The sequence below is a fragment of the Dactylosporangium sucinum genome (assembly GCF_014647515.1).
GTDB classification, from domain to species: domain Bacteria; phylum Actinomycetota; class Actinomycetes; order Mycobacteriales; family Micromonosporaceae; genus Dactylosporangium; species Dactylosporangium sucinum.
Map to the genome: position 1 here is coordinate 64,095 of NZ_BMPI01000037.1, position 14,173 is coordinate 78,267.

Genomic DNA, 14,173 nt, shown 5'->3' on the forward strand with positions numbered 1-14,173 from the left:
CATGATCATCCGCCGGACATCGACGACCCCATGCCGTTGCCGGTGCGCAGGAAATCGGTCGGTGTCACCGTCCCGTCGGCCCGGCGGGGGCCCTGGGCGACGGCCGGGTCGGTCGACGAGAACATCGACGCGTCCCAGCCGCCCTCGTCCCACGTGTTGCGGCTGCTGCGCACCCCGGCGTTGGTGTTGCTGGGCGTGTCGTTGCCGACCGCGACGTTGCTGCGCAGCACGGCCGCCGCCGACGTCATGTTGAAGCCGGCGCCGCGGTTGCGGAACGCGGTGTTGTTCTGCAGCTCCATCGCGGCCGGGTTGCCGTCGTCGGCGAAGCCGTGCCGGGCGTTGTCCCATGCCGCGTTGTGGCGCAGCTTGTGCTCGGCGGCGGCGGGCGGGCTGCCGCCGCCGAGGTTGAAGCCGCTCTTGCCGTTGCCGTAGGCCCAGTTGTACTCCAGTGTCACCGGGCTGGTGAACTCGCCGAGGTCGACGCCGTCGCCGGACGCGCCGGTCATCCGGCAGCCGCGCACGACGTTGCCCTCGCCGTCGCCGAACTTGATGCCCAGGCCGATCCCGCTGCGGCCGGCGAAGTCGCTGTTGAGGATCTGGTTGCCGACCGTGCCCGGGTCACGCAGGGTGAGGCCGGACGACGCGTTGTCGCGCATCGTGAGGCGTTGGAAGGTGTTGTACCGGCACGAGAAGCAGACCCAGGCGTGGCTGGGCGCGTTGCGGACCTCGATCCCCTGGACGGTCCAGTAGGAAGCGCGCTGCGTAACCAGGTACTTGTCCGCCGGGATGCCGGCGGCGTCGATGACGGGCTGCTCGTCGCCGTAGGCGCTCAGCGTGATGCGGTGCTGCGCGTCGCCGCTGGTGCCGATCGTCACCGGGGCGGTCGGCCGGTAGGTGCCGCCGCGCAGCGCGATCGTCTGGCCGGGCCGCACCACGGCGACGGCCCTGCCGAGCGTGGCGAACGGCCGCCCGGCGGTGCCGTCGCCGGAGTCGGACCCGCCGGGCGCCACGTAGAGGTCCGCGAAAGTTACACCGGTGCCGCCGGGCGGCGGGACGGCGGCGGGCGCCGACGGTGCGGCGCTCACGGCTCCGGACGGTCCGGTCGCGGAGGGTGGCGCCCCGACCGTCGCCGTGGCCGCGGGCGGCGGTGCGGCGACCGGGCCGCCACCGTCGGTGAGCGGCGTCTCGTACACCGCGAACGCGATCCCGCCGCCGGCCACCACGACGGCCGCCCCGGCGGCGGCGAGCTTGGTGCCCGCGGCGTGCTGCAGGTGCGCGAGCAGCCCGGTGCTCGCCACCGGGGCGGTCGCCGCGCCGGACCCGAGGCTCGTCACGCGCAGCGTCTCCAGCGCGAGCGGCAGCGGTACCGCGGCCAGCCCCCGCAGCAGCCGCTCCGGCGCGACCAGGCCGGCCCGCTGCGCGCCGCAGTCCGGGCAGCCGCGCACGTGCCGGGCCAGCCGCTTGCGCCACAGCCCGTCGGCGGTGCCGTGCCAGGGCCGGACTACTGCGTCGAGCTCGGCGCAGCGCGGCTCGGCCCGCAGGGCGCGCACCACCGACCGCGCCACCTCCAGCTGGGCCCGCATCCGCTGGACGCGGACCGCGGCGTGGGCCGGCCCGACCCCGAGCGCGGCGGCGAGCTCGGCCCTTGTCAGCGCGCCCGACGCCTCTTGCCACCACAGGGCGAGCAGGTGCCGGTCGCGCTCGTCGAGCCAGCGGGTGGCGTCGGCCAGCTCGCGCCGCTGGCCGGTGAGGACGAGCTCGGTGACGGTCCGGTCGACGAAGTCGCCGCGCGGGTCGGCGACCTCCGCCGGCCCCTCCTGCCGCCGGCGCTGGTTGCGCTGCCGGTTGCGCAGGTGCAGCTGGACCTGCCGGTAGGCGATCGCGATCAGCCAGGACCGGAACCGCTCGGGCTCGCGCAGGTCCGGCAGGCCCCGCACGAACTGGATCATCGTCTCCTGGACCAGGTCGTCGGCGTCGGCGTGCCCGTCGAGGGCCCGGCCGACGACGTTGTAGACCAGCGGCAGGAACGCGGCGGCGAGCCGTTCGAGAGCCCGGTCGTCGCCGGCCTGGGCGGCCCGCACCAGCTCGGCCGTGTCCTCGGCGGTGCTCCCGAGCGTGCTGCCGACCGTGCGCCCAGCCGCGCCGCCGATCGGCGCGGTCCTACTCTCCGTCACGGTCTGGTCCCTCCGGACGTGCTCGGCGACCCCGGCGCCGCTGCGGCGGCCGTCGCTCGGCCGTCCGGTGGCCGCCGGGGCGGAAAATCGCGTCCCGCATGGTTGCACGGCACGTCCGGGCTGTAAAGCAGCGATGGTCGCCGTTGCCTTCCAAGATCTTCCGGGATGTCCGCGAATTTGTGTTATCGCTCCCACGGTCGGCGCATCTACCAGGGTGCCGCCGGTCCGCCCCGGCGGCACCGTAGCTCTGCGTGACCAGCTCCAGAGAGGAACGCCCCATGCCCAGACAGCGTCGGCTCCGCCGACATGTGCTGCTCGCCGCCCTCGGCGTCGCGGTGCCCGCCACCGTCGCCGTGGTCGCGGTGGTGATGCCGGCCGCCGAGGCCGCCACCGCGCCGGTCGCCGGCGGCGTCTACACGATCGTGCCGGGCGCCAGCGGCAAGTGCGTCGAGGTCGCCGGCGGATCCGCCGACAACGGCGCCCTGCTGCAGCAGGCGGCGTGTGCTGCCGGCTCGACGAAGCAACAATGGAAGGTCGCCGGCTCCTCGCCGTACAACTTGGTGAATGCGGGGAGTTCGCGCTGTGTCGATGTCCCCAACGGCGCCGCGACCTCCGGCCTCCAGCTGCAGCAGTGGGGCTGCGGCGACGGGACGAAGACCAACCAGCTGTGGACCTTCACGGCGTCGTCCGCCGCGGCCGGGAAGTACCTGATCAAGAACGTCGCCACCGGGCTGTGCGTGAGCGACAAGGACGGCTCCACGGCCGGCAACAACCCGATCGTCCAGGAGACCTGCGCCGACGTCGCCCGCATGCAGTTCGCGTTCAACCAGGTCGGCGGCACCACTCCGACGACGCCGACGACCACGAACGGCGCCACGCCGACCGTCGCCGCCGACGGCTCGGGCACGTACCGCACGGTGCAGGCGGCGATCGACGCGGTACCGGCGAATAACCCGGCCCGCCGGGTCATCACCATCAAGGCGGGCACGTACCGCGAGATCGTCACGATCCCGTCGAACAAGCCGTTCATCACGCTGCAGGGCCTCGGCTCCGGGCCGTCGAACGTCGTCATCGTCAACAACCACAGCTCGGCCGGCGGCTACGGCACGTCGGGCAGCGCGACGGTGTTCGTCAACGGCCACGACTTCGTCGCGATGAACCTCACGATGTCCAACGACTACGGCGAGGGCAGCCAGGCCGTGGCCGCGAACCTCAACGCCGACCGGTCGGTCTTCGACGGCGTGCGGTTCCTCGGCAACCAGGACACCCTGCTGGTGAACAACTACCGCGCGTACGTCGTGAACTCCTACGTCGAGGGCACCGTCGACTTCATCTTCGGCGGCGCGACCGTCGTGTTCCGGTCGAGCACGATCTATGAGAAGCGATCGACCGGCGGCCCGATCACCGCGGCCAACACCGACGCGAGCAAGACCTACGGGATCCTCTTCTACCAGTGCACGATCACCGGTGCCGCGAACAATGTCACCACGCTCGGCCGGCCGTGGGGTCCCGCCGCCCAGGTGCTGTACCGCGAGTCGAGCCTCTCGGCGACGATCCGCACCTCGCAGCCGTGGACCGACATGTCGTCGAACTCGTGGAAGAACGCGCGCTTCCTGGAGTACCGCAACACCGGCGCCGGCGCCGGGACCAACAGCAACCGGCCGCAGCTCAGCGACGCGCAGGCCGCCAGCTACACCCCGCAGAAGTACCTGGCCGGCTCCGACGGCTGGAACCCGTTCTAACCCTATGGGAGTTTCCATGCGTGTGCAGAGAGTGCTCCTCGCCGCCGCGGTGGCGGTGCCCGCCGGCGCGGTCGCGCTGGTGATGCTGCCCTCCGCCGAGGCGGCCACCACGCCGGTCGCCGGCGGCGTGTACACGGTCGTGCCGGGTGCCAGCGGCAAGTGCGTCGAGGTGGCCGGCGGGTCGGCCGACAACGGCGCCCTGCTGCAGCAGGCGGCGTGTGCTGCCGGCTCGACGAAGCAGCAATGGAAGGTCGCCGGCTCCTCGCAGTACAACTTGGTGAATGTCGGCAGCACGAGGTGCGTCGACGTCCCCAACAGCGCCACGACCTCCGGGCTGCAGCTGCAGCAGTGGGGGTGCGGTGACGGGACGAAGACCAACCAGCTGTGGACCTTCACGGCGTCGTCCGCGGCCGCCGGGAAGTACCTCATCAAGAACGCCGCCACCGGGCTGTGCGTGAGCGACAAGGACGGCTCGACCGCGGGCGGCAACCCGATCGTGCAGGAGCCCTGCGCCGACGTGGCGCGGATGCAGTTCGCGTTCAACCTGGCCGGCACGGCGCCGACGACCGGCACGACGACCGGCTCCGGGCGGACCTGGTCGGACACCGCCGACGGCTTCGCCGCCGGGACCACCGGCGGCGCCGGCGGCACGACCGTCACCGTGTCGACCTTCGCCGATCTCAAGCGATACGCGGCGATGAGCGGCAAGTACGTCATCCGGGTCAATGCCACCGTGACCGTCACCCCCTACGGCTACGAGATCCCGGTGACGTCCGACAAGACCATCATCGGCGTCGGCAAGACCGGCCGGATCTTCAACGGCGGGTTCAACCTCGCCGCCGGTACCCGCAACGTCATCATCCGCAACCTCACCATCGGCGACACGCTCGTCGCCTCCGACGACCCGGACGACAAGGACTTCGACTACGACGGCATCCAGCTGGACACCGCCGAGCACGTCTGGATCGACCACAACACGATCAGCCGCACCAACGACGGGCTCATCGACAGCCGCAAGGACACCACGAACCTGACGGTGTCGTGGAACAACCTCGGCTCCACGAACAAGGCGTTCGGCATCGGCTGGACCGACAACGTGACGGCGCGCATGACGATCCACCACAACTGGATCCACGACACGAACCAGCGCAACCCGAGCACGGACAACGTCGCCTACGCGCACCTGTACAACAACTACCTGCAGAACATCGCCTCGTACGGCAACCTGTCGCGGGGCGCCACGAAGATGGTGCTGGAGAACAGCTACTTCGAGAAGGTCGCGAACCCGTACTACAACGACACGTCCGCGGCGCAGCTGCGCCAGAGCGGCAGCATCGTCGTGAACTGCACGGGCAAGCAGCAGACCAACGGCTCGGCGTTCAACCCGTCGAGCTTCTACTCCTACACGCTCGACGCGGCGGCGGACGTGCCGTCGCTGCTGCGCACGTACTCCGGGCCGCAGTCGAACATCGGTCAGTAGCCGTCGTGCCGGTCCGCGGGTATTTTCCTGCGAGACCGGCCCTCCTATCAGCAACCAGGGGGAGGGATGGTCTGCATGACACAGCAGGAGTCAGCGAAGCGGATCGGCCGGCGGGGGATGCTCACCGGCCTCGGCGCGGCGGCGGTCGGCGCGAGCGTGCTCGCGGCCGGCCCGGCCGGGGCCGCACCGGGTGACCCGGTCGTCCAGGGCGCCGACAACGACGCCGGCGCCGCCGGCACGATCCTGCGCTCGACCGCGGCCGGCGCGACCTTCGAGGTGCGCAACGCGGTCGGCGTGGGCGGCGCGGTCGGCGTCAAGGCGTCGGCCGACGTGGGCGTCGACGCGTCCGGCTTCGACGCCGGTGTGGTCGGCTTCAGCTCGAACGGCAACGGCCTCGTCGGCCGCAGCGACCTCGGCTACGGCGTGGTGGGCGCGGCGTCGGACCTCGGCGGCATCGGCGTGGTCGCGTCGGCGCCGGACGAGTTCAGCAAGACCGCGCTCGACGTGCGCGGCCAGGTCCGCTTCGCCCGCAGCGGCGTCGTCACCGTGCCCGCCGGGGCGACGAGCGCGACGGTGACCGGCCTGCAGGTGTACGCCTCGACGCACGCCCTCGCCGTCGCCCAGCGCAGCACGGCGGTCTGGGTGAAGGCGGCGGTCCCGGTCCAGGCGAGCGGCCAGCTGCGCGTGTACCTCAACGCGGCCGCCCCGGCCGGCGGGGTGCCCGTGGCCTGGTGGCTGCTGGAGGTCTGAACGCACGTGCGGGGCCCGGCAGCCGCCGGCTACCGGGCCCCGTCCTACCAGGCGAAGCGGCGCTTCTTGCGCCCCGTCAGCTTCTCGGCGAGCGTCGTGCCCCGCCGCAGCAACCGCGACGCCCGCGTCGAACCGCGCCGGGCCTCGATCCGGTCGCTGACCTTCTTCGCTCCGGCCACCGCGAGGGGCACCGCAATGGCGGCGATCGCCCACCGCCCGAATGCTCTGCGCATCGTCAACCTCCTCGGTCCTCCACGGAGGGGTACCCAATTTGGCGCGGCGCTCACCTCGTCAGGTGCCGGCCACCCGCCACCGACAGCGTCTCGGCATTGATGTGGCCGTTCGCGGCCGAGCCGAGGTACGTCACCGCCGAGGCCACGTCCTGCGGCGTGCAGATGCGGCCGGTCGGCGCCGGCCGCATCGGGCGCCGCGGCTCAGTCACCCGGGGTGATCACGACGCGGCGGCCGTGCAGGTCGCCGCGTTCGAGCATGGCGTGGGCCTCGGCGGTCGCGGACAGCGGCAGGACGACGGTGGCCCGGGGGCGCAGCTTGCCGGCGGCGAGCAGGCGGTTGGTCGCCGCCGCGGCCTCGGCCAGCTCCGTCGTGGTGGCGTGCGAGATGACGAAGCCGGTGACCGTGCGGTCGTGCATGTACAGGGCGGCCGCCGGCAGCACCGGGCGGGACGCCGCGCCCGCCAGGACCACCACGCGGCCGCGGAGCGCGAGCAGGTCCAGTGCCGCCGCCAGGTCGTTGTGGCCGGACGTGTCGAGGTACAGGGTACAGGGCCGCGCCGTCCGGGGATGCCGCCGCCAGGCGTTCGGCGCGGTCCGGGGCGCGGTAGTCGACCACCTCGGCCGCGCCGAGGGCCGTGCAGTACGCCGCGTCGGCGGCCGACGCCGTCGCCACGACCCGCGCGCCGGCGTCGGCGGCGAAGGCGACGAGCGCCGCGCCGACGTGCCCGGCGGCCCCCTCGACGATCACGGTGTCGCCGGCGCGCAGCCTCCCGTGCGTGAACAGCGCCAGGTGGGCGGCGCCGGCCGGGTGCACCGCCGCGACCAGCGTGCGGGGCGGGACGCCGGGCGGTACGCGGTACAGCCGCTCCATCGGCACCACGGCCCGCTCCGCGGCGGCGCCCTGCCGGCCCGCGTGGCCGAGGCTGTTGCACCACACGACGTCGCCGGGCGCGAACCCGGCCGCCCCCGGCCCGGCCGCCAGCACCGTGCCGACCAGGTCGCGGCCCACGACGAACGGCATCGGCAGCGGCGTGCGGAAGAGCCCCGAGCGCACGAACGTGTCGACCGGGTTCACGGTCGTCGCCGTCACCTCGACCAGCACGTCGGTGGGGCCGGGGACGGGGTCCGGCAGCGGGCCGCACCGGATCTCCTCCGGCGGGCCGAGCCGTTCGACGTAGGCGGCACGCATGCCCCGGATCCTGCCCACATCCGCCCCGTTCTCACCCCTGAACTGCATCGATGGAGACGGTGACGTCGCGGGACGGGACGGCACTCTCGCTCTCGCGGGCGGGCTCGGGCCCGGTGGTGGTCCTGGTCGGCGGCGGGATCGGGCAACGGTGCCTCGAAGTAGGCTGTCGCGGTGGATCTCGTGACCCTGATCGAACAGGCCGATGCCGACCCGGCGCGGCGCCAGCCGGTCGCGGATGCCGTCTGCGCGGTCGGGCCCGAGGCGCTGCGGCTGCTGACCGACCGCCTGCGGGCCGGCTGGGACGGCATCAGCGTCGATCTCGCGGGCAAGACGCTCGTCGACGCCGACTTCAGCGGCTGCCGCCTCGCGGGCGCGACGTTCGCCGACACGCGGTTGCACGGCACGACCCGCTTCGACGGCGCGACGTTCGACGAGACGGTCACGTTCCAGCGGGCCCTGTTCACCGGCGACGCCACGTTCGCCGGCGCGCGGTTCGCCGCAGACGCGGCATTCGGCCGGACCCGCTTCCGCGGCCGCGCCGACTTCACCGGAGCGCGGTTCGGCGGCATGGCGTGGTTCGGCCGGGGCGCCGAGACGTGGTGGGACGACGACGAGGCGTGGGACACGGTCGAGGAGCTCGACCCGGCGCCGTGGGACGAGCCGAACGAGGCCGACCCGGACTGGCCGGTGGCCGTGCTCGTGGAGGACTACCAGGACTGGGAGGAGGGCGGCGACGGCGCCCGCTTCACCGGCGACGTGACGTTCCGCGACGCGGCGTTCGCCGGCCCGGCCTGGTTCTACAACGCGCGCTTCGGCGCCGCCGCCACCTTCGCCGGCGCCCGCTTCGCCGGCCGGTTCCACCTCGACCACCCCACCGCCGACCTCACGGGCGCGCACTGGACCGGCAACGTCGAGGACGGCGAGTCCGGCTGGCCGCTGGGCTGGACGGTCCCGCCGTCCGGCGGCGATGTGGTTCCGGATGCGGGTGTACCGTCGTTCGCCGGCCCGTCGGGTCTGGCGGCGCTGTCGCAGCTCGGCGACGACCGCCCCGACCTGCGCCAGCGGATCGTGACGACCCTGTGCGCCCTCCTGCGCGTCCCGGTCGTGTCCGACGTGCGGGACGACGCACCCCGGCGGGAGACGCAGCGCGTCCTCGCCGACCGCCTCCGCCACTGGCCGGGCACGTCCGTGTCCCTGAGCGGCGCGGTGCTCGTCGACGCGGACTTCAGCGGCTGCGAGGCCGAGTACGCCGAGTTCTGCGGCGCCCAGTTCCACGGCACGACCCGCTTCGCGGGAGCGGCCTTCAAGCGGGCCTCGTTCTCGCTGGACGGCCCACTCGGCCACGCGACGTTCCACGGCGCCGCCGTGTTCGGCACGGCGCCGCCGGAGCACGCCGTCTTCCTGGGCACGGTCAGCTGAGCGGGGGCGTGCCGCCGTCCCCGCGACGCTGCCGGGCGGCGCAAAGCGGTGGCGGGAGAACGCGGCGGGGTGGTGTCATCGGGCGTGCTTGACGTCGTGTTCGACATGGAGACCGGGGACCCCGACGACTTCCTGACCCTGCTGCTGCTCGCCGGGCATCCCCGCGTGCGCCTGAAGGGTGTCACCGTCGTGCCCGGGAGTGCCGCGCAGGTCGGGGTCGTGCGGCACGGGCTGCGGGCGCTGGGGCGGGACGACGTGCGGGTCGGGGCCGGGAACCTCGACCACGCCAAGGATGTCGTGTCGCTGTGGCACTACCGGGCGCTCGGGGACGTCGCGCCCTCGCGCGACGCCGAGGATGCCGCCGCGCTGCTCGGCGAACTCTGCGACGAGGACACGACGCTCGTCTCCGGCGGGCCACTCACGAACGTCAAACGCGCCATCGCGAGCACCAACCTCACGATCGGCAGGCTCGTCGTCCAGGGCGGGTTCGCCGGGGAGGGCGTCGTGCCCGCCGGCCGGCAGCTCGACAAGTTCCGCGGGCGGACGACCTGCCCCAGCTTCAACCTCAACGGCGACCCGACGGCGGTGTTCGCGATGCTCGCGCACGACGGCGTCAAGCACCGCCGGTTCGTGTCGAAGAACGTCTGTCACGGGGTCGTGTACGACGCGGCCATGCACGCGCGGTTCGCCGAGCACGCCCGCCGCGACTCCACCCGGACGATCCACAAGCTCATGGAGCTGTACCTCCGGGGGCGCCCCGAGGGGAAGATGTTCCACGATCCGCTCGCGGCCTGCTGCGCGATCGATCCCGGCATCGGCACCTGGGCCGAGGTCGAGCTCTACCGTGAGCACGGCGAGTGGGGCTCCCGGCCGCGGCCCGGCTCCGGCACCTGGATCATCACCGGCTACGACCACGAGCGGTTCGTGGCGACCCTGCTCGAATGACCGCCAGGGAGGCCGGGCGGCGGATCTACCTCAGGTGGCGACCGCCCGGCCCACGGTGAGGGCGGCGAGCAGGGGAGCGTCCAGGGTCACGCGATACGAGGCGTCGGGCTCGGCGCCCACCGCGTCGATGACGGTGCTGAAGAAGCATCTCGCGGCGGCGGCCAGCGCCACGTCCAGGATCTCGGGGTCGGTCAGGCCGTGGCGGCGCAGCGCGTCGACGTCGTAGGCCGTGATCGCCGTCGGCTCGCCGGCCACCTTCTCCGCGAAATCCATGATCGCCACGTCGACCGGGTCCAGGCCGGCGTCGTGGTGGTCGAGGAAGACGCGGCGCAGGGTGTCGGCGTCGAAATACTGCTGCAGCAGCACGCTGCCGTGCGCCAGGGCGCAGTAGCTGGAGCGCAGCCGCCGGGCCGCGGCGAGGGTGGCCAGCTCGTAGCGGCGCAGGTCCATGCCGCGCTTCACCGACCGGTTCAGGCCGGCCCAGGCCTCATACACCTCCGGGCGCAGGGCGAAGACGCGGGTGTAGTTCGGCACGGAGCCGGTCCGGTCGATCTCGGCCTGGTAGAGGGGCGAGTCGTCGGGCGTCTCGAGGTACGACATGAACCGAACGGTAGTCCAGCCGTACGACAGAACGATGGGGAGAAGTCCCTAACTTAAGCCGCGCCGCTGCGCGGCGGCGACGGCCTGGGCCCGGCTGGACACGCCGAGCTTCGCGAGCACGGCCGAGATGTGGTGGTCGACGGTCTTCAGGGACAGCGTCAGCCGGGCGGCGATCTCCGCGTTGGACAGGCCCTCGACGAGCAGGCCGAGCACGTCGGCCTGGCGCGGGGTCAGGCCGGCCGCGTGCTCGGCGGTCGCCCGGCGCGGGCCGCGCGGCACCCGGGTCACGCCGCGGCGGCGCAGCTCGGCCCGCAGGTGCTCGGCGACCCGCACGGCGCCGAGCTCGTCGTAGCGGCGCAGGGCGACGAGCGCGGCCTCCTCGTCGCCGCCCGCGAGGGCCTCGGTCTCCAGCAGCCAGCCGCCGCGCCGGTCCCACTCCGCGGCGGCGTTGCGCCAGTCGCCGTCGATCATCCAGCGGTACGGCGGGGCGACCGCCTCCGGCAGGTCACCGGTCCCGCCGGCCCTGCGGTACCGCAGCGCCAACCGGCCCGTCACGAACGGCTGGCCCTCGACCGCGGCCGCCAGCTCCAGGCCGCGCATCGCCTCGGCGCGGGCGCGTTCCGGGTCGCCGTTCCAGAGGAAGTACTCCGAGCGCCCGTCCGCGACCGGCGCGACGAACTGCACGTAGCCGACCCGGCCGGCCTCCCGGTCGGCGTCGTCGAGGGTGGGCAGCGCGTCGGGGTGCCCGCGGGCGGCCAGGATGCGGCCCTTCATCGCGAGGGGCAGGACCGCGTTGACGCCGTGCCGGCCGCACCGCGCGATGGCCTCGTCGGCGTCGGCGAGGGCGCCGTCCCAGTCGCCGCGCTCCAGCCGGATGCGGCTGCGGATGCCCAGGGTGAACAGCTCGTACGCGTCGAGGTCGTGCGCGGCGATGTAGGCGTAGGCCCGGTCGGCGATCGCGGCCGCCGCGTCGTACTCGGCGACCTCGTCGGCGAGGATGCCCGCGATGTTGCCGAGCGCGCGGGACGCGTGGACGGGCAGGCCGTTGGCGTCGGCCGTGGCGAACGTCTCCTCGAGGGTCCGCCGGGCGTCGGGCAGGCCGGCGGTGAGCCGGGCGACGTTGACGTTCGTCACCGCCTGCAGCGCCGTGTCGAGGTCGCCGAGGCGCTCGGCGAGGGCGTGGGCCCGCGAGCCCCAGTCGACCGCGTCGCGCAGCCGGTACGACAGCGTGTACAGGTGGGACAGGTTCGCGTACGCGACGGCGAGCAGCCGGTCCGCGCCCAGCGGCTCCAGCACCGCCACCGCCCGCAGCGCGGCCCGCTCGGCCAGCTCCCCGTCGCCGGTCCACCAGGCCAGCCGCGAGATCCAGCGCAGGTTCTCGCCGGCCGGCTCGGGCTCGCCCAGCTCCTCGCGCAGGGCCAGGGCCGCCTGCCGGGCGCGCAGCCCCTCGTCGTGCGCGCCGGCGAGGTAGGCCTGGCCGGCGTACTCCTCCAGCAGCGCGGCGCGCCCGCCCGGGGCGAGCCGGCCGGCGTGCTCGGCGGCGGCGCGGTAGTGGGCGACGGCCTCCCGGTGGGCGCCCTGCCGCGCGGCGCCGGCCCCGGCGACCTGCCCGTACCGCAGCACCGCCTCGGCGTCGCCGGCCAGCCGCGCGTGGTGGACCAGCCGGCCCGGGTCGACGCCGGCCACCCGGGCCAGCACCGACAGCACCCGCCGGTGCAGGGCGGCGCGGCGGGCCGGCGACAGCGTGTCCTCGACGGCCGAGCGCAGCAGCTCGTGCCGGTAGGCAACGCCCTCCCCGGACGGGACCAGCACCCCGGCGGCGATCGCCTCGTCGACCTCGTCGAGCGCATCGGCGACGAGCGCCGCGTCGGCCCGGGTCGGCACGACCGCGACGAGCTGGGCGAGCTCCCGCGCGGGCGGCGGCAGGTCGCGCAGCCGGCCGAGGATGAGGTCCTGCACGGCGGCCGGGACCGTGTCACCCTTGAGCAGCTCGGTGACGAGCAGCGGGTTGCCGCCGGTGAGCCGGTACACGGCGGCGGCGTCGCGCCCGGCGCCCGCCGCCTGCTCGGCGACCGTCGCCTCGGACAGCGGCGTGAGCGCGATCCGCTCGACGATCGCGCTGGGCAGCGCGGCGAGCGCGGCCCGCAGCGGGTGGCCCGGGCCGAGCTCGTCGTCGCGATGGGTGAGCACGAGCAGGGCCGGGATGCGGTCGATGCGCCGGCCCAGGAACGTCAGCCAGTCCAGCGTCGCCTCGTCGGCCCAGTGCGCGTCCTCGACCACGACGACGGGCAGCGGCCGCTGTCGGGGACCCGACAGTTCGTCGAGGAACGCGGCGAACACGTCGGCCTGCGGGGCGCCCGCGTCGAGCCGGGCGGCGAGGACGCCGCCGGTGTGCCGGCCGATGTCCTGCAGCGGGCCGAGCGCCCGCGGGGTGACGAGCCGGTCGCAGCCGCCCCACAGCACGCGGGCCCGGGCGCCGCACCGGCGCGCGAACTCGCCGACGAGCGCCGACTTGCCGAGGCCGGCCTCGCCGGACACGACCGCGATGCGCCCGCCGCCGCCGCTTCGGCGCAGCAGCTCGTCGAGCAGCGCCAATGCTTCCGACCGCTCCCACAGCTCCACCCGCCGATGGTACGGCGGCGTTGCTGTGTAGGCTGCCGACCCGTGGACAGCACGCCGACTCCGGTGTCCCGGCTGGCGGCCGCGTGCCGTGCGCTGGTCGCCGCCCCCTGGTTCAACGCCGCCTCGTTCGTCGTCATCCTGCTCAACGCGCTGACCCTCGGCCTGGAGACGTATCACGGGTTCGTGCGCTCCGCCGGCGCGGTGTTCCACGTGCTGGAGTACGTCTTCCTCGCCTGCTTCTCGGTCGAGCTGCTCGTCCGCTTCTGCGCGCACCTGCCGCGCCCCGGCCGCTTCTTCCGCGACCGCTGGAACCTCTTCGACCTCGCCATCGTCCTGGCCCCGCTGATCCCGGGCGTGCGCGAGAACGTGACGCTGCTCCGCCTGCTGCGCCTGGCCCGCATCGTGCGAGCCTTCCGCCTGTTCCCGAGCCTGCGCGTGATCCTGGTCGGCATCCGGCGCAGCCTGCCGGGCCTGGCCAGCTTCCTGCTCATCACGCTGCTGGTCCTCTACGGCTACGCGATGCTGGGCTGGATGGTCTTCGGCCACGCGTACCCGGAGCAGTACGGCACGGTGGGCCAGGCGATGCTGACCCTGTTCCTGCTGCTGTCGCTGGACGGCATCACCGACACGCTGCAGGCCGGCCGGGCGGTGACGGAGTGGGGCATCCTGTACTACCTGTCGTACATGATCGCCGCCTCGTACCTGCTGACCAACCTCCTGGTCGGCGTCGTCCTCAACGCGCTGCAGGAGGCCCAGGAGGTGGAGAAGGAGGCGGCGGCGGCACCTCCGGCGCCGGCGCCGCGCTCGAACATCGAGGAGCGGATCGCGGTCCTGCGCGCCGCGCTGGACGACCTGGAGCGCGAGGTCGCCGGCGCGGACGCCGTCCCGGTGGAGGCCGGCGTCCGCTGAGCCGCCAGCGGCCGGCCGCCGCGCAGCCCGCGCCTCCCGCCCCGCCCACGCCGCGCCGTGCCGCGCTGCTCACGCCGCTCACGCCGCGTGCCGCTCACGCCGCGTGCCGC

12 protein-coding genes and 1 pseudogene are annotated in these 14,173 nt (G+C 74.0%); 6 read left to right on the forward strand and 7 right to left on the reverse strand.

Features of this window, described 5'->3' with window-relative positions; all coding sequences use genetic code 11:
- Positions 1-5: 5 nt before the first annotated feature.
- Positions 6-2,174 (reverse strand): sigma-70 family RNA polymerase sigma factor, encoded by a 2,169-nt coding sequence (locus IEZ31_RS32765; protein WP_229836040.1) that lies wholly within the window; start codon positions 2,172-2,174, stop codon positions 6-8.
- Positions 2,175-2,452: 278 nt separating this feature from the next.
- Between IEZ31_RS32765 and IEZ31_RS32770 the strand changes: the two genes are divergently transcribed.
- The 3 genes from IEZ31_RS32770 to IEZ31_RS32780 all read left to right on the forward strand — a co-directional run bounded on the left by IEZ31_RS32770 (position 2,453) and on the right by IEZ31_RS32780 (position 6,146).
- Positions 2,453-3,916, forward strand: a complete 1,464-nt coding sequence (locus IEZ31_RS32770) for a pectinesterase family protein (RefSeq protein ID WP_190253911.1) — start codon at positions 2,453-2,455, stop codon at positions 3,914-3,916.
- A 16-nt stretch (positions 3,917-3,932) separates the two neighbouring features.
- Positions 3,933-5,396 carry an RICIN domain-containing protein gene (locus IEZ31_RS32775; protein ID WP_190253912.1) on the forward strand — a complete coding sequence of 488 codons (1,464 nt, stop codon included), beginning with the start codon at positions 3,933-3,935 and terminating at the stop codon, positions 5,394-5,396.
- Positions 5,397-5,471: 75 nt separating this feature from the next.
- Positions 5,472-6,146, forward strand: coding sequence for a hypothetical protein (locus tag IEZ31_RS32780; RefSeq protein WP_190253913.1), 675 nt, complete (start codon positions 5,472-5,474; stop codon positions 6,144-6,146).
- Positions 6,147-6,190: 44 nt separating this feature from the next.
- Here the strand turns inward: IEZ31_RS32780 and IEZ31_RS32785 are convergent, their stop codons facing one another.
- The 4 genes and pseudogenes from IEZ31_RS32785 to IEZ31_RS59505 all read right to left on the reverse strand — a co-directional run.
- Positions 6,191-6,379, reverse strand: coding sequence for a hypothetical protein (locus IEZ31_RS32785; protein WP_190253914.1), 189 nt, complete (start codon positions 6,377-6,379; stop codon positions 6,191-6,193).
- 50 nt (positions 6,380-6,429) lie between these two features.
- Positions 6,430-6,588 carry a hypothetical protein gene (locus IEZ31_RS32790; RefSeq protein ID WP_229836041.1) on the reverse strand — a complete coding sequence of 53 codons (159 nt, stop codon included), beginning with the start codon at positions 6,586-6,588 and terminating at the stop codon, positions 6,430-6,432.
- Positions 6,581-6,922: a zinc-binding dehydrogenase gene (locus IEZ31_RS57020; RefSeq protein WP_268241706.1), complete on the reverse strand. Its 342-nt coding sequence runs from the start codon at positions 6,920-6,922 to the stop codon at positions 6,581-6,583. Before IEZ31_RS57020 ends, IEZ31_RS32790 begins: the two co-directional genes overlap by 8 nt.
- A 364-nt stretch (positions 6,923-7,286) precedes the next feature.
- Positions 7,287-7,616 (reverse strand): annotated as a pseudogene (locus IEZ31_RS59505) (alcohol dehydrogenase catalytic domain-containing protein); the annotation flags it as partial.
- 123 nt (positions 7,617-7,739) lie between these two features.
- Between IEZ31_RS59505 and IEZ31_RS32800 the strand changes: the two are divergent.
- Together IEZ31_RS32800 and IEZ31_RS32805 are read left to right on the forward strand one after the other, a co-directional pair.
- Positions 7,740-8,987 carry a pentapeptide repeat-containing protein gene (locus tag IEZ31_RS32800; RefSeq protein WP_190253915.1) on the forward strand — a complete coding sequence of 416 codons (1,248 nt, stop codon included), beginning with the start codon at positions 7,740-7,742 and terminating at the stop codon, positions 8,985-8,987.
- 84 nt (positions 8,988-9,071) lie between these two features.
- Positions 9,072-9,932, forward strand: coding sequence for a nucleoside hydrolase (locus IEZ31_RS32805; protein ID WP_229836043.1), 861 nt, complete (start codon positions 9,072-9,074; stop codon positions 9,930-9,932).
- Between the two features lie 30 nt (positions 9,933-9,962).
- Here the strand turns inward: IEZ31_RS32805 and IEZ31_RS32810 are convergent, their stop codons facing one another.
- A complete protein-coding gene (locus tag IEZ31_RS32810) occupies positions 9,963-10,532 on the reverse strand; it encodes a carboxymuconolactone decarboxylase family protein (RefSeq protein ID WP_190253916.1) in 570 nt (189 codons plus the stop codon).
- A gap of 48 nt (positions 10,533-10,580) precedes the next feature.
- Positions 10,581-13,154, reverse strand: coding sequence for an ATP-binding protein (locus IEZ31_RS32815; RefSeq protein ID WP_190253917.1), 2,574 nt, complete (start codon positions 13,152-13,154; stop codon positions 10,581-10,583).
- Between the two features lie 42 nt (positions 13,155-13,196).
- Here IEZ31_RS32815 and IEZ31_RS32820 point away from each other — a divergent pair, with 42 nt between their 5' ends.
- Positions 13,197-14,063, forward strand: coding sequence for an ion transporter (locus IEZ31_RS32820; protein WP_229836044.1), 867 nt, complete (start codon positions 13,197-13,199; stop codon positions 14,061-14,063).
- Positions 14,064-14,173: the final 110 nt, after the last annotated feature.